Genomic DNA, 20217 nt, shown 5'->3' with positions numbered 1-20217 from the left:
CCTGCGGGGCGGCGCCGCAGGGCCATGGAAGGGAAGGTGCCCAGAGCGGCCCCTTCGTGGAAGTTCAGCGCACCCGGCCGGCACGCCAAGCCGCCAGCAGCTTCTCGTACTCGATGGTCTCGCCCTTGGGTTTCTCGTTGGCCAGCTTGGCCCACGGGGCACCCTTGTCGCTCAACCACTTCTTGGGGTCTTCCTTCTTGTTGAGCTTGGGCGCGCAGCGAGCCATGCCCGCACGCTCCAGGCGGGCCAGCACCTGGTCCATCTCCTCGGCCAAGTTGTCCATGGCCTGCTGCGGGGTCTTCTCGCCGGTGACGGCCACCGCCACGTTCTTCCACCACAGCTGAGCCAGCTTGGGGTAGTCGGGCACGTTGGTGCCGGTGGGCGTCCAGGCCACGCGCGCCGGGCTGCGGTAGAACTCGATCAGTCCGCCGTATTTCGCAGCGTTCTTGGTGAAATAGTCGTGGCGGATGTCGCTGTCCCGAATGAAGGTCAGACCAACGATCGACTTCTTCAGCGACACGGTCTTGGAGGTCACGAATTGTGCATACAGCCAGGCCGCCGCCGTGCGGTCGGGGTCATGCTTGGCAAAGAAGGTCCAGGAGCCCACGTCTTGGTAGCCGTTTTGCATGCCTTGCTTCCAGTACGGGCCATACGGGCTGGGGGCCATGCGCCACTTGGGCGTGCCGTCGGCATTGACCACCGGCAGGCCCGGCTTGGTCATGTCGGCGGTGAAGGCCGTGTACCAGAAGATCTGCTGCGCGATTTGCCCTTGGGCCGGCACCGGGCCAGCCTCGCTGAAGGTCATGCCCGTGGCCTCCTTGGGGGCGTATTTCTTCATCCAGTCGACGTACTTGGTCAGCGCGTAGACGGCCGCCGGTGAATTGGTCGCTCCGCCGCGCGCCACCGAGGCCCCCACCGGATGGCAGCCATCGGGCGTGGTGCGGATGCCCCATTCATCCACCGGCTTGCCATTGGGGATGCCAATGTCGGCCGCACCAGCCATGGACAGCCAGGCATCGGTGAAACGCCACCCCAGGCTCGGGTCCTTCTTGCCGTAGTCCATGTGGCCGTAGATGGGCTTGCCATCGATGGTCTTGACATCGTTGGTGAAGAACTCGGCGATGTCCTCGTAGGCGCTCCAGTTCAGCGGCACGCCCAGGTCGTAGCCGTATTTGGCTTTGAAGCGCTCTTTCAAGTCCTTGCGCTCGAACAAATCGGCGCGGAACCAGTACAGGTTGGCAAACTGCTGGTCGGGCAATTGATAGACCTTGCCATCGGGCGCGGTCGTGAAGCTCAGGCCGATGAAGTCTTTCAAGTCCAAGCCCGGATTGGTCCATTCCTTGCCCGCACCGGCCATGTAGTCGGTCAGGTTCATGATCTGTCCGTAGCGCCAGTGCGTGCCGATCAGGTCGGAGTCGGAGATCCAGCCGTCATAGATCGACTTGCCCGACTGCATCGAGGTTTGCAGCTTCTCGACGACATCGCCTTCCTGGATCAAGTCGTGCTTGACCTTGATGCCAGTGATTTCCTCGAAGGCCTTGGCCAGCGTCTTGGACTCGTATTCGTGGGTGGTGATGGTCTCGGACACCACCGAGATCTCTTTCACGCCCTTGGCCTGCAGCTTCTTGGCCGCCTCGATGAACCATTTCATCTCGGCCATTTGCTGATCCTTGCTCAGCGTGGATGGCTGGAATTCGGTATCGATCCAGCGCTTGGCCTCTGCCTCGCCCGCCCAGGCCGCCTGTCCGAGCGCCAAGGCCATCGCAGCGAAGGCCACCGCCTTCAAATGAATTTTCATCACGGGTCTCCTCATGAGCGCGCCCCTCGTTCGTCGGGGGTGCCGGCCCGGGGGGCAAAGCGGGCCGACACCGGAAAATGCATTCAGCCTTTGCGCATGATGAGCACCAGCAGCCCCATCGACAGCACGAAGCTGATCCACACCGAAGGCGGCTCTTCGAGCGAAAACCACTGGACGAAGCTCTCGCCCAGGCCAACCCAGGCCAAGTTCACATAAGCGGCGCAGAGCAAGCCGATGAACAGCCGATCGCCGCGGGTGGTGGGAATCGGCAGAAAGCCCTTGCGCAAGGTGGTGGGCGACTTGATTTCCCAAATCGTCATGCCCACCAGCATCAACGCGATGCAGATGAAAAACACCGCCACGGGGGTGGTCCAGACCATCCAAGCCAACATCTCACACCCTCCCCATCGCAAAGCCTTTGGCGATGTAGTGCCGCACGAACCAGATCACGATGGCCCCGGGCACGATGGTGAGCACCCCGGCGGCCGCCAGCACGGCCCAGTCCATGCCCGAGGCGCTGACGGTGCGCGTCATCGTGGCCACGATCGGCTTGGCGTTCACGCTGGTGAGCGTGCGCGCCAGCAGCAGCTCCACCCAACTGAACATGAAGCAAAAGAAGGCCGCCACGCCCACCCCGGCCTTGATGAGCGGCAGGAAGATCGTCAGGAAGAAGCGCGGGAAGCTATAGCCGTCGATGTAGGCGGTCTCGTCGATCTCGCGCGGCACGCCGCTCATGAAGCCTTCCAGGATCCACACGGCCAGCGGCACGTTGAACACCAGGTGCGCCAGGGCCACCGCCCAGTGGGTGTCCATCAGCCCCAGGGTCGTGTACAGCTGAAAGAACGGCAGCAGGAACACCGCCGGCGGCGTCATGCGGTTGGTCAGCAGCCAGAAGAACACGTGCTTGTCGCCGAGGAAGCGGTAGCGCGAAAACGCATAGGCCGCCGGCAGCGCCACCGTGACCGAAATCACCGTGTTGATCACGACGTAGATCAAGCTGTTGATGTAGCCCGAGTACCACGACGGATCGGTAAAGATGGTTCGGTAGTTGTCCCAGGTGAAGTCCTGCGGCCAGAACGTGAAGCTCGACAGAATCTCCTCATTGGTCTTGAAACTCATGTTGACCATCCAGTAGATGGGCAAGATGGCAAAGACCAAGTAGGCGATTAGAAAGAACGTGCGCTTGCGCAAGCGTCGGGTCGGGTTCATTGCCCCCCCTCCTTCGGCGTGGTGCCCACACGCTGCATCCAGTTGTAGAGGATGAAGCACAGCAGCAAGATGATGAGGAAATAGATCAGCGAAAAGGCCGCCGCCGGGCCCAGATCGAACTGGCCGACCGCCTTTTGCGTCAGGTACTGCGACAAGAACGTGGTGGCATTGCCGGGCCCGCCGCCAGTGAGCACGAAGGGCTCGGTGTAAATCATGAAGCTGTCCATGAAGCGCAACAGCACCGCGATCATCAACACGCCGCGCAGCTTGGGCAGCTGGATGTAGCGAAAGACGGCAAATTTGCTCGCCCCGTCGATGCGCGCGGCTTGGTAATAGGCATCCGGGATGCTGCGCAGGCCGGCGTAGCACAGCAGCGCCACCAGCGGCGTCCAGTGCCACACATCCATCACCAGCACGGTCAGCCAAGCATCGGTGGCATCGCCCGTGTAGTTGTAGTCGAAGCCCAGCCACTGCAGCGTCGCGCCGAGCAAGCCGATGTCGGTGCGGCCATAGATCTGCCAGATCGTGCCCACCACGTTCCAGGGAATGAGCAGCGACAGCGCCACGATCACCAGCACGGCCGAAGCCTTCCAGCCCTGCGCCGGCATCGACAACGCCAAGGCGATACCCAAGGGAATTTCCACCAGCAACACCGCCAGCGAGAAGCCCAGCTGGCGCAGCAGCGCCCCGTGCAGCTCCTCGTCGCGCATGACCATCGCAAACCACTCGGTGCCGACGAAGACGCGCCGCTCGGGCGAGATGATGTCTTGCACCGAATAGTTCACCACGGTCATCAGCGGCAAGACCGCCGAGAACGCCACACACACGATGACCGGCAGCACCAGCAGCCAGGCCTTTTGATTGACGGGCTTGAGCGCCTCATTCATGCCAGCAGCTCCTCGTTCTTGTAGTAGCAGGTGTGCGGCCCCAACAGCCGCCACCACACGGTGGCGCCCACGGCAGGGGCGCAGGTCTCGGGGTCCAGCCGCGCTTTGATCAGGTGCTCGCCCAGCCGGCCGCTCAGCAGCCAGTGGGTGCCGATGTCTTGCACCTGGGCCACACGCACCGGCACGGCCCCGGGGTCGCCCTGCGCGGCAGGCTCGACGTATTCCGGCCGCACCCCGAGCACGAATTCGCCCGCCTGGTTCAACAGCGCGGCCTTGTCCGGCGGAAGCTCCAGCGCGTGATCGCCGACCCACAAGCGACCGTCGGCACAGCGCGACGGCAAAAAATTCATGCCCGGCGAGCCGATGAAATGCCCGACGAAGGTGTGCTGTGGGCGCTCGAACAGCTGATCGGCCGTGCCCACCTGCACGGCCCGGCCGCGCGTCATCACCACGACCTCGTCGGCGAAGGTCAGCGCCTCGACCTGGTCGTGCGTGACGTAGATCAGCGTGAGCTTGAGTTCGTGATGGATTTGCTTGAGCTTGCGCCGCAGCTGCCACTTCAAGTGCGGGTCGATCACGGTGAGCGGCTCGTCGAACAGCACGGCCGAGACATCCTCGCGCACCAAGCCGCGGCCCAGCGAGATCTTTTGCTTGGCATCCGCGCTCAAGCCGGCGGCACGTTGATCGAGCTGGCCACTGAGGTCCAGCATCTCCGCGATCTGCCCGACCCGTTGACGGATCCGCTCAGCGCCGAGGCCACGGTTGCGCAAGGGAAAGGCCAGGTTCTCGGCCACGGTCATCGTGTCGTAGACGACCGGGAACTGAAAGACCTGGGCGATGTTGCGCGCCTGCGGACTGAGGTGGGTGACGTCGCGGCCGTCGAACGTCACCGTGCCCTGCGAAGGCGTCAACAAGCCGGAGATGATGTTGAGCATGGTGGTCTTGCCACAGCCCGAAGGGCCGAGCAAGGCATAAGCCCCCCCGTCGCGGAAGCTCATCTTCAGCGGCAACAAGGCGTAGTCACTGTCCTGCCGCGGGTTCGGCTTGTAGGCATGGGCCAGGTCCAGATCGATGCGGGCCATCAGGCATCCCTCCGGGTTGCGCGTTCGGGCGCCACGAGCAGCGCACCAGCCTCGTCGAACACATAGACCTGCGAGGGGTGCAGGTACAGCGTGATCGATGCCCCGAGCTCGAAGTCGTGCACGCCGGTCAGTTGTGCCACCACTTCGCCCACTGGCGTGTCCACGTGCACGAAGGTGTCGCTGCCGGAGATTTCGGCCAGCTCCACCGTGCCGGGCAAAGCCACGTCCCCCTCGCGGCGCTGCACGCGCAAGGCGCTGGCACGCACGCCCAGGGTCACGCGGCGTGTACCGCTGCCGGGCAAAGGCACGGCCACCCGCACATCGCCGGGCAAGTGCACGCCCAGCGTGGCGGCCTCGCCAGGCAGCAGATTCATCGGCGGGTCGCTGAAGGCGCGTGCCACGCGGATGGATTGCGGGCGGTGAAACACCTCGGCGGTCGGTCCGTATTGCAGCAACTCACCGGCGTCCATCACTGCGGTGTAGCCGCCCAACAGCAAGGCTTCGGTGGGCTCGGTGGTGGCATACACCACGGTCGAGTCCCCGGCAGCAAAGAGTTGGGTGAGTTCTTCGCGCAACTCTTCGCGCAGCTTGTAGTCCAGGTTCACCAGCGGCTCGTCCAGCAGCATCAGCGGCGCCTGCTTGGCCAGCGCACGCGCCAGGGCCACGCGCTGCTGCTGGCCACCGGACAACTCCGACGGCAGACGTTGCAAGAAGGGCTCGATGTGCAGCTTGGCCGCCAAGGCCCGCACGCGCGCCTCGATGTGCGTTTCCCCCCGCAGCTTCAGCGGCGAGGCGATGTTGTCGAACACCGTCATCGAGGGGTAGTTGATGAACTGCTGATAGACCATCGCCACATTGCGCCGGCGCACGCCCAGCCCCGTCACGTCCCGGCCATCGACCCGTACGTGCCCGCGCGTGGGCGCATCCAGCCCGGCCATCACGCGCATCAGCGAGGTCTTGCCGGCCTGGGTGGCGCCCAGCAGCACCGTCACGGCCGAGGGCACCAAACTCAGGTTCAAGGGATACAGATGGGTCTGTCCGCCCACCTGCTTTTCGATGCCTTCGAGCACCAACTGCATGTCGTCTCCATCCTGTGTTGCCGTTCGTCGTCGCCGCAGCGGCTCAGCACGAGGCCCGCTTGGGCCGGTCGAGGCGGCCGGCCTGCTCGGCAAACCACTGCGCCACCGCCTGACGCTGGGCCTCGCTGTAGTGCAATCCGAGCTTGCTGCGGCGCCACAGCACATCCTCGGCCTCGGTGGCCCACTCGTGGGTGCACAGATAGTGCAGCTCGGCCTCGTACAGCCCGGGGGCCACCTCCCGGCCCAGGGCGTCGGCGCGCCGCGCATCACCCAGCACGGCGTCGATGCGTGCCCCATAGGCGCGCGCCAATCGGCGGCGCAAGGCGTCGTCCAGCCAGGGATGGCGCTGCGCCAAGACCCGATCGAAGCGCTCGAAATCGAGATCCGGCCGCTGTGGCGCGCCGATGTAGGCGCTCAAATCCCCGCCGGGCAGGAACTGCCCGCGCGTCCATCCGGCCGCCGCATGCGACAGCGCCCGTCCCAACAAATCGGCCGCCTCTTCGGCCAGCTTGCGAAACGTGGTGATCTTGCCGCCCCACACCGACAGCAAAGGCGCTTGGCGCGTATCCAGCTCCAGCACATAGTCGCGCGTGACGGCCGAAGGATCGCCCGAGGCATCGTCCAGCAGGGGGCGCACCCCGGCATACGTCCACACCACGTCGGCACGGGTGACCGGCTTGGCGAAATAGCGGCTGGCCTGCTCGCACAAGTACGCAATCTCGTCCTCGTCGATGCGAGCGCTGCCGATGGGACCGAGGTGCTCGACGTCGGTGGTGCCGATGAGCGTGTACTGCCCTTCGTAGGGAATGGCGAAGATGATGCGCTTGTCGGGATTCTGGAAGATGTAAGCCATCGGGTGATCGAACATCTTCTTCACCACGATGTGGCTGCCTTTGACCAGCCGCAGCGACTTGGTGTGAGGCTGGGCCGCCTGGCGGCGCAGGAAGTCCTCGGTCCAAGGGCCAGCGGCATTCACCAAGGCCCGGGCCCGCAGCTGCAGCGCAGGCCCCCGCACAGGCTGCAGCGTGGCATGCCAGCCCTGCGGATCGCGGCGCGCTTCGGTGCAGCACGTGCGCGTCAGTATCGTGGCCCCATGGGCTTGCGCATCCAAGGCATTGAGCACCACCAGCCGCGCATCGTCCACCCAGCCGTCGGAATACACGAAGCCTTTGGTGTAGCGGTCCTTCAGGGGCGCGCCAGCCGGATGCGCACGCAAATCGATCGTCTCGGAGCCGGGCAGCACCTCGCGGCGCGCCAAATGGTCATAGAGAAACAAGCCGGCACGAATCATCCACACCGGCCGCATCGCCGGGTCGTGCGGCATCACGAAGCGCAGCGGCCACATGATGTGCGGCGCACTCCTGAGCAGCACTTCGCGCTCTTGCAGCGCCTTGCGCACCAACGAGAACTCGTAATACTCGAGATAGCGCAACCCGCCATGGATCAGCTTGGTCGAGGCCGACGAGGTGTGCGAGGCCAAGTCGTCCTTCTCGCACAGCACGACCTTCAAGCCGCGGCCGGCCAAGTCCCGCGCAATGCCCACGCCATTGATGCCACCGCCGACGACCAGCACGTCGCATGACGAAGGCACTGCGCCGGCCAAGGCGGCATCCGATCGATCGACACTGGCGCTAGGCTCGCGGTTCAAGGGCATCTCCAGAGAGGGCTCGGACGCCTGCTGCGTCCCCGATTGTTCGATTATGTTCCTTTTTGCTCCTCTTTTTTCGTTTTAGGTCGAATCAGGGCCGAGTTCAAGCCCTGGTAAACCCTCATTTCTTTTCGTTTTGCTTCGATTAAGGTTCGCGACGCCACCGGCCGCCGCAGGGGAGACAATGTCTGGCATGCCCCACTTACCCACGATGACTCCGAATCCGCGCCAGTCCCAGCTGCTCGAGGAAGTGCGCCGGCTGGGTTCGGTCTCGGTCGAGGCCTTGGCCGAGCGCTTTGGCGTGACCTTGCAGACCGTGCGGCGCGACGTGAAGCTGCTCAGCGAAGCCGGCTTGGTGGCGCGCTTTCACGGCGGTGTGCGCGTGCCCAGCTCCACGGTGGAGAACATCGCTTATCGCCAGCGCCAAAGCCTCAACGCCCAAGCCAAACGCCGCATCGCGCGCGCGGTGGCGCAGGCCGTGCCCGAAGGCTGCTCGCTGATCCTGAACATCGGCACCACCACCGAGGCCGTGGCGCACGAACTGCTGCGCCACCGCGGCCTGCGCGTGATCACCAACAACCTCAATGTGGCGGCCATCCTCAGCGACAACCCCGACTGCGAAGTCCTTGTCGCCGGCGGCGTGGTGCGCTCGCGCGACCGCGGCATCATCGGCGAGGCCACGGTGGATTTCATCCGCCAGTTTCGCGTGGACATCGGCCTGATCGGCATCTCCGGCATCGAGGCCGACGGCACGCTGCGCGATTACGACTTTCGCGAAGTGAAGGTCTCGCGCGCCATCGTCGAGCACTCGCGCGAGATCTGGCTGGCAGCCGACCACAGCAAGTTCCATCGGCCCGCCATGGTCGAGCTCGGGCATCTGAGCGAACTCGATCGCCTGTTCACCGACGCCGCCCCGCCCGAGCCGTTTCCCGCCTTGCTGGCCGAGGCCGACGTGCAATGCATCATCGCCCCTGAGGACACGCCATGAGCCTTCTGCTCGCACTCGATCAAGGCACCTCCAGCTCGCGCAGCATCGTCTTCGACCGCGACGGCCAGATCGTCGCGATGGCGCAGCGCGAATTCCGCCAGATCTACCCACAACCCGGCTGGGTCGAGCATGACCCACGCGAGATCTGGGACAGCCAACGGGCCACGGCCCGCCAGGTGTGGGCCCAGCTGGGGCCGCGGGCCCAGGCCATCGCCGCGCTGGGCATCACCAACCAGCGTGAAACCACATTGGTGTGGGACCGCGCCACCGGCGAGCCCATCTACAACGCCATCGTCTGGCAAGACCGACGCGCCGAGCCCACCTGCGAAGCCCTGCGCGCCGCCGGCCTGGAGCCCGTGGTGCAAGCCAAGACCGGGCTGCGCATCGATGCCTATTTCTCGGGCACCAAGCTCAAGTGGATCCTCGATCACGTGCCCGGTGCGCGCCAGCGGGCCCAGCGCGGTGAACTCGCCTTCGGCACGGTGGACAGCTGGCTGGTGTGGCAGCTCACCGGCGGGCGCGTGCACGCCACCGATGTGAGCAATGCCTCGCGCACCATGCTGTTCAACGTGCGCGACAACCGCTGGGACGAAGAGCTGCTGCGCACCTTGGAGATCCCCGCCGAGCTGCTCCCGCAAGTCCATCCTTCCAGCCACCACTATGGCGAGGTGCAACCCGGCCTGCTGGGCGACGGCGGCCCCACGCATCTGGCCATTGCCGGCATCGCCGGCGACCAGCAGGCCGCCCTCTTTGGACAAGCCTGCTTCAAAGCAGGGCTGGCCAAGAACACGTATGGCACCGGCTGCTTCATGCTGATGCACACCGGCCAGCGCTTCCAGCTCTCCGGCAACGGCCTGGTCACCACCAGCGCCGCGCAACCCTCGGCCAACCCCGAATTCGCCCTGGAAGGCAGCGTCTTCATCGGCGGGGCGGTCGTGCAATGGCTGCGCGACGGCATCCGCGCCATCCAAACCTCGGGCGAAGTGGAACACCTGGCCGCCAGCGTGCCCGACTCCGGCGGCGTGATGTTCGTGCCCGCCTTCACCGGCCTGGGGGCACCGTACTGGAAGCCGCGGGCCACCGGTGCGATCGTGGGCCTGACCCGCGGCAGCACCGCGGCCCATATTGCCCGCGCCGCCCTCGAATCGATCGCCTTCCAGAGTGCCGCACTCCTCCAGGCGATGAGCCGTGACGCGCAAGCCGGCGGCGCCAGCGCCGTGGCCGAGTTGCGCGTGGACGGCGGCGCCTGCGTCAACAACCTGCTGATGCAATTCCAGGCCGACCTGCTGGGCATTCCCGTCGTGCGGCCCAAAGTCATCGAAACCACCGCGCTGGGGGCGGCCTACCTGGCCGGCTTGCAATGCGGCGTCTACAAAAGCCTGGACGAACTGGCCGCCCTGTGGCAAGTGGACCGCCGCTTCCTGCCCACGATGCCGCGCCACCGGGCCGAAGAACTCATGGCTCGTTGGGACCATGCGGTGCGCCAGGCCACCTTGGAATGAGCCCGCACCGGCTGGCACCTTCCCCCTGCAGCGGCAGGCCCCCACGGGGGTCCATGAGGTGCCTCTGAGCGGCTGGCCCCGCCCGGCTGCCGCTGGGCCGCCTGTACGACAGGACCCCGGGCCACCAGAGGCTCGTGCGCCTCATCCGGCTGCGGGGTCGGGACTTCGGCCGGCTGCGCGGCCCTGCCCACCGCAGACCATGACGATCGCCATCACCGATCCGGCGACACGCCCCCAGACAGATATTTGCGCATCAGCTCATCAAGAAGCCGTTGCTGATCGAGATACAAACCGCCGAAAGGCCGGGGCGCGGGCGCTGCCGCCCGGGCTGCTCGCTCTCGTTCGATCTTGGCCACCAGATCCCGGATCTCATAGGCTTCGGAGGAAGGCACCGCCATGCCCACGGCGAGGGCCGTGACCAAGGGCACGCCGAGCCAAGCCAGCCCCCGGCGCAGCAGCGACGGCGCCTGCTCGGGCAGATAGGCCAGCGCCCCCAGCACCGCACCGGCCAGCAAGCCGACCACGTGGGCGACTTGGTCGATCCCCTTGATGAACAGGCCTTGCGCCAGCGTCAAACCCACGGCAGGCAAGACCACTTTGAATGCATCGTCGAGGCTGATCACCGGCTTGGATGCCTTGCTCTGCATCGCGGCCCCCACCACCAGCGCAGAGCACATCGCCATCAAGGCCCCGGACGCCCCGACCGACACGGTCACTGTCACCATCGGCCCGAACCGGCCCAGCTCGACCGTGCTCGACAAACTGCCCACCGCGCTGCCCAATGCGGCCAGCACGCCGCCCGCCAAGAAAATCAGCAAGAAGCGCCCCGTTCCGAAGAGGCTTTCGACCAACAGCCCGACCTGCGCCAGAAAGGCCACGTTCATCAGCATGTGGGTCCACCCGCCATGCATGAAGACGCTGGTCAGCAGCCTCCAGGGCTCAGTGGAGAGACTCAAATAGCCGATATTGCCCGCGACTTGCAGGTGCTTGATGTCCGGGCCAGACCACTGGCCTGCGTGCAGCAACTGGATCGAATAGCCAAGCACCACGGCGGCCAGCAGCACGTAGCTGCCCATGAAAGGCAGCGCTCGCCATTTCCCTGCCATGCTTGCCATGCAAGCCTCCCTGTGTTGTTTTCGAAGGCCGGCATTGTAGGAATTGAAGCCTTGGGATCGTCCCCTTTGATCAGGGGGGCCTGCGCACCCTGAGACAGGGCCCGCGCATCACGACGCGGCCACGAAGTCAGGCCACACGGACCTTCCGTGCGGATGTCCGATCGCAGGGCGTCGCTCTGCCCAACCCGGACCCGCTCAGACGCAAGCGATGGGCCACGATGGGTTCACGCAAGCCCTGCCGGCAGGGGCGCCTCCCATCGGTCCGCCCCGCTGGCGCGGGCGATCTGGGTGCTCAGGGCGGTGGCAAAGTGCCGCAGCCATTGGGCTTCGGCGGCGGTCCAGATGCGCGGCACGCCCATTTGCTCGCAGCAAATCACGCCGTAGATGCGGCCATTGACTGCAAAGCTCACATCGAGCAAGGCTCGCACGTCACGGGCCACCAAGGTGTCACGGAAGCCCGCCAGGCGCGGGTCGTTCCACGCGTCGTCACTGCGCACCACCCGGGCGCGGGACAACTCCTCGAAATACGCCCCCAGCTGAGTTTCGAGCAAGTCTTCGCAAGGCTCGTCGTGCCAGCCGACGGTGTGGTGGCACGCAGCCACGCGCACCAACTGCCGCCGCCCTGGGGCACCGGTGAAGTGCCAGATGCTGACTTCGGTGCAACGGATATGCGACAGCACATGGCCAGTGACCGCCTCACGAAAGCCCCGCGGGCTGAGCCGGCCGCTGAGCAGGTCCTCTCGCCACGTGCGCAGTAATTCGCCGATGGTGGCCTGCTGCAAGCTCATGTCTTGAATCAACTTCCAAAACCGTGACCTGTGCCATTTCGGCACACCGCCGCGAAAATTCTAACCAGGGATGTCCCGCAGCCCCCGCTGTGCGGCCGGTCAGTGGCAGCCCTCAACGCAAGTCGCTGCCGGGCATGTAGAGCACCCGCCCTCCTCGCACGCGTTGCTCGGCCTCGATGCGGCGACAATCACCCGGTGGCGGTTGCTGCCCATCGGGCCGGTCGGGCAGCCACAGGCGGCAACGACCGGGCGGGGGCAGCATGGCTGGCGGCACACCATGGAGGCGATGGGGGCCGTAGCGCACATAGGCCACCTCGCCGCTGAAGCGCGCTGCGGCCGATTCGGCCCAAATCACCACACCGCCCCAGGTCTCGGCCTCGGCATGGGCTTTGTTGCACGACATGGGCGGTGGTTGATGGGCCGAGGGAATGCCCGGGTACCAAATGGCGCATTGGCCCAGCGGCGGCACCTGGCCGGGCGGAACGCGAAAGCTGGAGACGCCGCGGATCTGCGGCGTGGCACAGCCCACCAGCAGGACCACCGCAGCCAGCCCTGCCCACGGGCTGGACCACGGCAGACGCAAAGGCAGCATCGACATAGCGCACCACTGTAAAGGCTCGGCGCGGCGGATGGGTAAGCGAATCTTTCTGGGCGGCGACGCTGTCCAGCGGCCAGGCCCTCTGGGTGTAGTTTCTCAAGACGTTGTCCACGTCGAGACCGAGGCGCGTGGCGGGAGGTCATTCGCCTCTCGGTCTTTGGCGAACACTTCGCGGTGTCGGCGCGAAACTCGAGCAGGGCGGTGAATGCCCCCGCCTTGGGCCTCATTGGAGAAACCTGGGCACTCAGAAGCCCACTTCCTTCTGGTGCCGCACCGCGAGGATCGTGACGGCATCCGGGCCAATGCGGTAGCGGGCCACGTCGCCGCTGTCGCCGAAATCGATGACCCACTCGCGGAGCTCGTCGGGCAGGTCTTCGATGGGGCGGCCGATCTGAGGCTGCAGGCCGAGCACCCGCACGGCATGGAGGATGGCCTCACCCGCGCGCTGGTCAGCGATGGGGTTCTTGGGCCGGAGAAACTCGCGCAGGCGCTCCAGGTCGCGGATGACGGCCGGTGCAAACCTCACTTGCGGCATGTCGGGGCAGGCAACTCATTGTCCGCGCCCCAGCTCGCCAGCCAGGCCTCGACCTCTTCAGCCGGCGCATACAGGCCGGTGGTGCGGTACTCTTCCCAGGCTTGGAGCGTGTCCTGGCGGAAGGCCTCGCGCCGTTCCTCCCGTTCAAGGTATTGGGTAATCGCCTCGCGCATCAGCCAGTGCGACGAGCGACGGCGCGCCTCGGCGCGGCGCTTCACGCGGGCCTTGGTGTCCTCGTCGAGCTTGATGGCCACGGGACGAACGGCAGCAGTCATGACGGACTTCATCGAAGTATTCCGAGGTATTTCCTTACCATACCCAGCGCCCCGCGCCCCTCGCAAGCCTCGACGAAGGCCTGCGCCAAACAGGGTAACGATTTCAAGACGACTTGCATCTCGTCACGTTTGTAGCGACCACTTTCATTGAGGCGCTTGCGCCCCCCCTTTGGGGGAACACGGTTCCTCGAAACCTCTTGAAGAATTGGCGCCAATCCTTTGGCGCAGCTGCGGTCAAAGACGTTTGCAGCGATGATGACAAGGTACTAACTAGGGTGTGTACCAAATGCACGATTGGTACACATCATGCGCACAAACATTGAGATCGACGACAAGTTGATGAGCGATGCCCTTCGCTTGACTGACCTGAAGACCAAGAAGGAGGCTGTCGAGTTGGGGCTGCGCACGCTGGTGAGACTGCGCCAGCAAGAAGAGCTGCGGCGCTTCCGCGGCAAGCTGCAGTGGGAGGGCGACCTGAACGCCATGAGGACCGACGAGTGATTGTCGTGGACTCTCGCGTTTGGATTGATTTCTTCCGCGGGGTGGTGACGCCGCAGACCGAGCGGCTCGATTCGCTGTTGGGTATCGAGCCGCTCGCGGTTGGGGATTTAATCCCGTCCGAAGTGCTGCAGGGCTTTAGCACGGAGAAAGACTTCAACCAGGCCCGAAGGCTGATGACATCCCTGGAGGTGATCACGCTGGGCGGGCAAGAGGTCGCGCTGCAGGCTGCCCGGAACTGCCGCGCACTGAGAGCGCAAGGCGTGACGATACGCAAAACCATGGACAAGATCATCGCGACGCGGTGCATCGAGGACGACCTGCCTTTGCTTTACAGCGATCGGGATTTCGATCCGTTCGTTGAGTATCTGGGATTGCGTTCGGCAATGGTGGAAAACTGAGCGTCTAGGCCTGGGACGGCCAGGCCCCGGCCAAGCGCAAGACCGGGGCAGGAGCTGCGCCCACCGGGGGCCCCTAGGGCAAGCCCTGGGCAGGGTTTTGCCCGGTGGATGCGCGGCAGCGCGGTTTCTATAGTGAGGCCTGGAATTGTGAACGGTCGTTCGTTTTCGTCAATCCCGTCGTGTGACTGTTGGTCCAGGAGGCCTTTGATGATGCTGTCGAGATCCCTGACCGCCTTGGCTGTGGCGGCTTCGTTGTTGTTGTCGGCTTGCGGCGGGGGCGATGCGCCGCGCGGGGCCTTGCTGCAGTCCACGCCCGCAGGCAGCCTCAGCGCCGCGCAGATCGACGCGGCCACGCAGTCTTCGGGCTTGCAAGCCTTGTCCGGCGCGGCGCAATGCGCCGTGTCGGCGCTGCAAGTGCGGTATGTCACGCGCGACCCGCACGGTGACGAGGCCGAGGCCTCGGCCGGCGTGTTGGTGCCCACGGGTACTGCAGCGGCCTGCACCGGCAGCCGCCCGGTGGTCTTGTATGCGCACGGCACCAGCGTCGATCGCAACAAGAACATGGCCAATCTCGGTGACCCCGAGGTGCAGCTGGTGCTGGCCATGTTCGCCGCCCAGGGCTACATCGTGGTGGCGCCCAATTACCTGGGCTACGCCGGCTCTTCGCTGAGCTGGCACCCCTATCTCAATGCCGAGGCGCAGGCGGTGGACATGATCGACGGTCTGCGCGCGGCGCGCCGGGCGCTGCAGGCTGCCGGGGGTGCGCAGCCAACCGGCCCGCTGTTCGTCACCGGCTACTCGCAAGGCGGCCACGTGGCCATGGCCACCCACCGCGCCCTGCAGCGGGATCATGCCGGCGAGTTCACGGTGGCCGCCTCGGGGCCGATGGCCGGGCCATACAACCTGGCCGAGTTCGGACGCCGGATCAACGAGGACCTGGTGATCAACGCGGGCGCCGTGCTCTTCACGCCGTTGTTGCTGACGAGCTATCAGCGCTCCTATGGCGATCTCTACACCAGCCCGGCGCAAGCCTACAACGCGCTGTATGCAGCAACCATCGAGTCGCTGTTGCCCAGCACGTCCTCGATCGACACCCTGGTGATGCAAGGCCGCCTGCCCAACGACCCCACGTTCACGGCCAAGCTGTTCCAGAACGACACCCACCCCGACGGCCTGATCCTGGACAGCTACCGGCAGGACTATGTCAACAATGCCAACAACGGTTTTCGGCGTGCGATGGCGCGTAACACCTTGCTGGGCTGGACACCCACCCGCCCGGTGGCGATGTGCACGGGTTCGCAAGACCCGGTGGTGCCCGCCAGCATCAACCAGTTTGCGATGCGTGACGACCTGAACAGCCGCCTGCCCGCCTCGCTGCAAGCGATCAGTTTCGACCTGGAAGACCGTGACACCTTGCCGGCCGGCTCGGTGGGCGACGCACTCTATGCCGGCTTCCAAAACGCCAAAACCCAATCCGACAATGTCGCCGCCGAATACCACGGCACGCTGGTGCCGCCGTTTTGCATGGCGCTGATACGTGGCTTCTTCCAGCAAGTCCAGATGGCTGGCTTGTGAGGCGCCGTCTGGGCGCAGGATCAGCAGCCAAGCCGGCTGCGCCAATGGGCGATCAGCGGCGTGGGTCCTTTGGCCAGCTGCCGCTCGTTCAACAGGGCGCGGCCCAAGGCGCGGTGGCTGCCGTGCGCGCAGGCGCTCAGCAGCGTGAGGTCGATGAGGTCGCGTTGCGCATGGCTGCCGCCGAAGCGGTGCGCCACGGCGCGCAAGGGGCCGAGTTGGGTCACGGCGGCGTCCCAGTCTTCGGTGGCATGGGCGATCAGCCCGCGCATGAGTGGCAGGCCCACCTCGCGGGCCATGGCGCGTTGCAAGGGGGCGGCGACCTCGGCCTGCGCGCTCGCGCGATCCAGCAGGGCTTGGGCTGCGGCCCTGTCTGCGGCTCCCAGGCAGGCCATCAGCGCATGCACGTCGTTGAAGGCGTAGTACCCGGTGCCCTGGGGCTGACCGGCCCAGCACGAGGCCAGCACGTGCCATCGGTGGCCGACCTCGGCCCCCAACAAGTGCAGTCGCCACAGCAGCGCAGCTGCATCCAAGCGCTGGAGCGTGAGGCCGCCTTCGATCAGCGGGGCGAGCTCGAGGTCGTAGATTTGCAAGGCCCCGTCCAGGTCCATCGCTTCCAGATGGAACAGCGCCAGATGCCAGGCGTTGTGACCGCGCAGGCCGTTGCCATCGTCCGACCAGTTGCGCCGCTGCGACTGCAACCAGGCGCGGCCCTCGTCATGGCGGCCTTGCATCTCCATCACATGGGCCACGGCATGCACGGCCCAGGGCACGCGGGCGCCGCCTTCGAGGGCCTGGCGGCCGACGGCCTCGGCCTGGGGGTAGAGATGGTTTTCTTCCAGCCCGAAGGCGTACATGCCCAGCACATAGGGATAGAGCGCGTCGTCGCGCGGCCATTCGGGCTGCACACGCGCCACGCGCAGCCGCAGTTCGCGCGCATCGCCCCGATAGAAATCGAACAAATGGGCCAGCTGCAAGGCCAAATGGTCGCAGGGGTGCTCGAGCAGCCGCTGTTCCCACTGGGCGCACGCGCCTTGCCAATCGCCCGCCCAGGCGCGCCACGCGGCCCCGAGGTGGGCCTGCTCGCGGGGGTGGCCGCGACAGCGCGCCGCAGTCTCCAGGGCCTGGCGGGCCGGGCCCCGCAGGGGGGCTTCGGTCAGTGTGAGCAGATAGCCGGCGCGCATCACGTGCGGCAGCATCCAGTCAGGGTCGGCTGCGCTGGCGGCCTCCAAATCGGCCAAGGGGTCGCCGTAGAAGGACGACAGGCGCCACAGCGCCTGTTCGAGATGATCCAGCGCCGCCGCGCTGGCGGTGCCGACCGGGCAGCCGCGATGGTCTCGCATGGCCTCAGGCGGGCGGCTGCGGCCAGGGGCGCTGGGCCGGCCGCAGGCGCTCCCAGGCGCGGGCCATGCGCAACACGCCCAGATCATCGAAGCGGCGGCCGGCGATTTGCAGGCCGATCGGCAAGCCCTCGGCGGTGTAGCCCGCGTTGATCGAGATCGCCGGCTGTTCGCTCATGTTGTAGGGCAAGGTGAAGGCGATGTGCTCGAAAGGTCGCCTCACGTCGTTGGTTGGGCACGGCAGCTCGGCCTCGAAAGCCGCCATCGGCGCGGTCGGCGACAGCACATAGTCGTAGGGCTGGGTGGCGTCCACCGTGGCTTTGCGAAGGACCAGGGTTTGACTGTAGGCCTCGTAGAGGTCTTCGCCGCTCCAGCCGGCACCGCCTTCGGCCCAGGCACGCACGAAGGGCAGGATGCGCTCTCGCCGTTCGGCCGTGAGCTTGCGCATCTCGACCCAGAACCGGGTGCGCCAGAAGCGGTCCACCCCTTCGATCATGCCGCGGTCGCACCACGGCGCCAGCGGCTCGACATGGGCACCAGCCGCTTCGAAGGCCCGCGCCGCGGCCTCCACCGCGGCACGCACCTCGGGATCGACGGGCTGGCCCCAGCCGGCTTCCAGGTGCAAGCCAAGGCGCAGGCCTTTGAGGTCGCGGTCGAGGTCGAGCCAGGCCAGGTCCTGCCAAGGCAGGCTCATGTGGTCGCGCGCATCGGGTCGGCTCAGCGGGCCCATCATCAGCGCCGCATCGGTCACGCTGCGGGTCATGGGCCCGGCCACGCGGGCCGGATAGGGCGGGTCGATGGGGATGCGCCCCAAACTGGGCTTGAGCGCGACGATGCCACACCAGCCCGCAGGCAGGCGCACCGAGCCGCCGATGTCGGTGCCCAGGTGCAACGGGCCATAGCCGGCGGCCACGCCCGCCCCGGCCCCGGCGCTGGAGCCGCCCGGGTTTTTGCGCAAGTCCCAGGGGTTGCGGGTGAGCGGATGGAAACTCGACAAGCCCGAGGACAGCATGCCGTAGTCGGGCATGGTGGTCTTGCCGAGGAACACCGCGCCGGCCTCGCGCAGCCGCGCCGCAGGAGGGCTGTCGTCTTCGGCCGGCACGAGCTCGGTGGCCGCCGTGCCCAGCGGGGTGGGCACGCCCCGGGTGGCGATGTTTTCTTTGATCATCACCGGCACGCCGTCCAGTGCCCGGGCCTCGCCACGGCGCCAGCGTGCTTCCGAGGCGCGCGCCATCGCCAGCGCGCCGTCCGGGTCGAAGGCATAGGTGGCTTTGAGGTGCGGCTCCCAGCGCTCGACATGGGCGATGAGGGCGCGGGTCACTTCGACCGGTGACAGCGCGCCGCGGGCGTATTGCCGCAGCAGCTCGGTGGCTGAGAGGTCGTGCAGGGCGGTCGGGGTCTCGGACTTCATTGCCAGCGCACCGCAGCCATGTCGTTGGCGAAAATGGGCGAGCTGCTCCAGATGCCTTGCAGGCCGCGGCGACTCACGGCGATGTGGGGCAGCTGGAACAAAAAGGCGTTGACGGCATCGGTGGCCAGCAGGCGCTGCATCTCGCCCAGCACGGCCAGGCGGCCGGTGTCGCTGGTGGTTTCGTTGAACTTGGCCAGCAGGCTGCGGAAGGCTTTGGAGTCGTAGCCGAAGTAGTAGTCGGGGTTGGCATAGATGGCGATGTCCAAGGGCTCGACATGGCTGACGATGGTCAGGTCGAACTGGCCTTTGAAAGCGCCCGAGAGCCACTGCGCCCACTCGACGTTCTCGATCTTGGCATGGATGCCCACCTGGGCGAGTTGGGCCGCGATGATCTCGCCGCCGCGCCGTGCATAGGCCGGTGGCGGCAGCGTGAGGGTGACGTTCAAGGGGGTGCTCACGCCGGCCTCTTTGAGCAATGCACGCGCGCGCTCGGGGTTGTAGGGATACATGCCGGTGAGGTCCACGTAGCCGGCATCGCTGGGCACCATGTGGCTGCCAATGGGGGTGCCGAAGCCGTCCATCGCACCGGCGATGAGCGCCTGGCGGTCGATGGCATGGGCCACGGCGCGGCGCACGCGCACGTCGTCGAAGGGCTTGCGGCGATGATTGATGCTCAGAATGGTCTTGCCCTCGGTGCCACCGACTTCGACCTTGAAGCGCGGGTCGTTGCGGAACTGGCCCACGCTTTGGGTGGCCTGGAAGCGCGGGATGGCGTCCACATCGCCAGCCAGCAACGCGGCCACCTGGGCGGCCGGATCGTTGATGAAGCGGAAGGTCACGCGGTTCAGTCGCACGCTGGCCGCATCCCGGTAGCCCGGCCATTTGCTCATCGTCACCGACGAGCCCTTGACCCAATTGTCGAATTTGAACGGACCGGTGCCGATGGGGCGCGTGCTGGTGGTGGCCGCGCTCTTGGGGTCGAGGATCACGGCGGTGTTCTCGCCCAGGCGGAACAGAAAGGTCCCGTCGGCCTTGTCCAGCGTGAGGATGACGGTGTAGGCATCGGGGGTGTCGATGCGCGTGATGTTGTCGAACACCGCTTTTTTGGCCTTGTTGGTGCTGCCCTCGGCCTTGGCCCGCTCGAAGCTGAATTTCACGTCGGAGGCGTCGAAGTCTTCGCCATCGTGGAACTTCACGCCGCGCTTGAGCTTGAAGACATAGCTGCGCCCATCGGGCGAGATGGTCCAGCTTTCGGCCAGCAGCGGGCCCACCTTGCCGTCCATGTGGATCTTGGTGAGGCCTTCGAGGATGTTGTAGTGGACGATTTCGCCGATGGCCGCCGCTGGCGCCGTCGTCGGGTCCAGCCCTGGCGGCTCCAGCGTCATGCCGATGACGACGCCGTCCTTGCGCGCCTGCGCGGTGGCGCACACCGCCCAGGCACCAAGGGCCAAGGCGCCGACGAGGCGAAGATGCCACTTCATGGAGACCCTC

At 66.1% G+C, this 20217-nt stretch carries 20 protein-coding genes; 5 read left to right on the top strand and 15 right to left on the bottom strand.

Annotated features, from left to right (window positions below; all coding sequences use genetic code 11):
- Nucleotides 1-64: 64 nt before the first annotated feature.
- From CTA01S_RS01395 to glpD, 7 genes are all read right to left on the bottom strand, one after another.
- On the bottom strand, nucleotides 65-1798 hold the full coding sequence (locus CTA01S_RS01395; RefSeq protein ID WP_019562061.1) for an ABC transporter substrate-binding protein: 1734 nt from the start codon (nucleotides 1796-1798) through the stop codon (nucleotides 65-67).
- Nucleotides 1799-1881: 83 nt separating this feature from the next.
- Complete coding sequence (locus CTA01S_RS01390) at nucleotides 1882-2190, bottom strand: DUF2160 domain-containing protein (protein ID WP_019562062.1); 309 nt, start codon at nucleotides 2188-2190, stop codon at nucleotides 1882-1884.
- 1 nt (nucleotide 2191) lies between these two features.
- A complete protein-coding gene (locus tag CTA01S_RS01385) occupies nucleotides 2192-3007 on the bottom strand; it encodes a carbohydrate ABC transporter permease (RefSeq protein ID WP_062191289.1) in 816 nt (271 codons plus the stop codon).
- Nucleotides 3004-3894, bottom strand: a complete 891-nt coding sequence (locus tag CTA01S_RS01380; RefSeq protein WP_019562064.1) for a carbohydrate ABC transporter permease — start codon at nucleotides 3892-3894, stop codon at nucleotides 3004-3006. The genes CTA01S_RS01385 and CTA01S_RS01380 overlap by 4 nt, the downstream gene beginning before the upstream one ends.
- The gene (locus CTA01S_RS01375; protein ID WP_062191286.1) at nucleotides 3891-4976 is read right to left on the bottom strand and encodes an ABC transporter ATP-binding protein; all 1086 of its coding nucleotides are present in this window, start codon (nucleotides 4974-4976) and stop codon (nucleotides 3891-3893) included. The genes CTA01S_RS01380 and CTA01S_RS01375 overlap by 4 nt, the downstream gene beginning before the upstream one ends.
- Nucleotides 4976-6055: an ABC transporter ATP-binding protein gene (locus CTA01S_RS01370; RefSeq protein WP_062191284.1), complete on the bottom strand. Its 1080-nt coding sequence runs from the start codon at nucleotides 6053-6055 to the stop codon at nucleotides 4976-4978. The genes CTA01S_RS01375 and CTA01S_RS01370 overlap by 1 nt, the downstream gene beginning before the upstream one ends.
- Nucleotides 6056-6098: 43 nt before the next feature.
- Nucleotides 6099-7709 carry a glycerol-3-phosphate dehydrogenase gene (glpD, locus tag CTA01S_RS01365; RefSeq protein WP_157451269.1) on the bottom strand — a complete coding sequence of 537 codons (1611 nt, stop codon included), beginning with the start codon at nucleotides 7707-7709 and terminating at the stop codon, nucleotides 6099-6101.
- 205 nt (nucleotides 7710-7914) lie between these two features.
- Here glpD and CTA01S_RS01360 point away from each other — a divergent pair, with 205 nt between their 5' ends.
- Entirely contained in the window at nucleotides 7915-8691 is a 777-nt protein-coding gene (locus CTA01S_RS01360) for a DeoR/GlpR family DNA-binding transcription regulator (RefSeq protein ID WP_019562068.1), read from the top strand.
- A complete protein-coding gene (glpK, locus tag CTA01S_RS01355) occupies nucleotides 8688-10193 on the top strand; it encodes a glycerol kinase GlpK (RefSeq protein WP_062191281.1) in 1506 nt (501 codons plus the stop codon). Before CTA01S_RS01360 ends, glpK begins: the two co-directional genes overlap by 4 nt.
- A 212-nt stretch (nucleotides 10194-10405) precedes the next feature.
- Here glpK and CTA01S_RS01350 read toward each other — a convergent pair whose 3' ends face one another.
- The 5 genes from CTA01S_RS01350 to CTA01S_RS01330 all read right to left on the bottom strand — a co-directional run bounded on the left by CTA01S_RS01350 (nucleotide 10406) and on the right by CTA01S_RS01330 (nucleotide 13504).
- Nucleotides 10406-11299: a rhomboid family intramembrane serine protease gene (locus CTA01S_RS01350; protein WP_198150736.1), complete on the bottom strand. Its 894-nt coding sequence runs from the start codon at nucleotides 11297-11299 to the stop codon at nucleotides 10406-10408.
- 233 nt (nucleotides 11300-11532) lie between these two features.
- Nucleotides 11533-12096 (bottom strand): GAF domain-containing protein, encoded by a 564-nt coding sequence (locus CTA01S_RS01345; RefSeq protein ID WP_062191276.1) that lies wholly within the window; start codon nucleotides 12094-12096, stop codon nucleotides 11533-11535.
- A 112-nt stretch (nucleotides 12097-12208) separates the two neighbouring features.
- Nucleotides 12209-12694 (bottom strand): hypothetical protein, encoded by a 486-nt coding sequence (locus tag CTA01S_RS01340; protein WP_026330374.1) that lies wholly within the window; start codon nucleotides 12692-12694, stop codon nucleotides 12209-12211.
- A gap of 244 nt (nucleotides 12695-12938) precedes the next feature.
- Nucleotides 12939-13229, bottom strand: a complete 291-nt coding sequence (locus CTA01S_RS01335; RefSeq protein WP_062191273.1) for a type II toxin-antitoxin system RelE/ParE family toxin — start codon at nucleotides 13227-13229, stop codon at nucleotides 12939-12941.
- Nucleotides 13217-13504, bottom strand: a complete 288-nt coding sequence (locus CTA01S_RS01330) for a CopG family ribbon-helix-helix protein (protein WP_062191270.1) — start codon at nucleotides 13502-13504, stop codon at nucleotides 13217-13219. The genes CTA01S_RS01335 and CTA01S_RS01330 overlap by 13 nt, the downstream gene beginning before the upstream one ends.
- Before the next feature lie 306 nt (nucleotides 13505-13810).
- On the opposite strand from CTA01S_RS01330, the gene CTA01S_RS01325 reads away from it, so the two are divergent.
- The 3 genes from CTA01S_RS01325 (at nucleotide 13811) to CTA01S_RS01315 (ending at nucleotide 15978) form a co-directional block, all read left to right on the top strand.
- Entirely contained in the window at nucleotides 13811-14005 is a 195-nt protein-coding gene (locus CTA01S_RS01325) for a type II toxin-antitoxin system VapB family antitoxin (RefSeq protein ID WP_062191267.1), read from the top strand.
- A gap of 5 nt (nucleotides 14006-14010) precedes the next feature.
- Nucleotides 14011-14403, top strand: a complete 393-nt coding sequence (gene vapC / locus CTA01S_RS01320; protein ID WP_232300962.1) for a type II toxin-antitoxin system VapC family toxin — start codon at nucleotides 14011-14013, stop codon at nucleotides 14401-14403.
- A gap of 207 nt (nucleotides 14404-14610) precedes the next feature.
- Nucleotides 14611-15978, top strand: coding sequence for an alpha/beta fold hydrolase (locus tag CTA01S_RS01315; protein ID WP_062191261.1), 1368 nt, complete (start codon nucleotides 14611-14613; stop codon nucleotides 15976-15978).
- Between the two features lie 20 nt (nucleotides 15979-15998).
- Here the strand turns inward: CTA01S_RS01315 and CTA01S_RS01310 are convergent, their stop codons facing one another.
- Genes CTA01S_RS01310 through CTA01S_RS01300 form a run of 3 tightly spaced genes read right to left on the bottom strand, consistent with a single transcriptional unit; the run spans nucleotide 15999 to nucleotide 20207 of the window.
- A complete protein-coding gene (locus tag CTA01S_RS01310; RefSeq protein ID WP_062191258.1) occupies nucleotides 15999-17318 on the bottom strand; it encodes a tetratricopeptide repeat protein in 1320 nt (439 codons plus the stop codon).
- Between the two features lie 4 nt (nucleotides 17319-17322).
- Entirely contained in the window at nucleotides 17323-18726 is a 1404-nt protein-coding gene (locus CTA01S_RS01305) for an amidase (protein WP_062191256.1), read from the bottom strand.
- Nucleotides 18723-20207: an ABC transporter substrate-binding protein gene (locus CTA01S_RS01300; RefSeq protein WP_019561659.1), complete on the bottom strand. Its 1485-nt coding sequence runs from the start codon at nucleotides 20205-20207 to the stop codon at nucleotides 18723-18725. Before CTA01S_RS01300 ends, CTA01S_RS01305 begins: the two co-directional genes overlap by 4 nt.
- Between the last annotated feature and the right edge of the window lie 10 nt (nucleotides 20208-20217).

The organism is Caldimonas taiwanensis NBRC 104434, from assembly GCF_001592165.1.
Lineage (GTDB): Bacteria > Pseudomonadota > Gammaproteobacteria > Burkholderiales > Burkholderiaceae_C > Caldimonas > Caldimonas manganoxidans.
The sequence above is the reverse complement of the archived record's forward strand: the minus strand, read 5'-3'. Positions and strand labels throughout refer to the sequence as shown.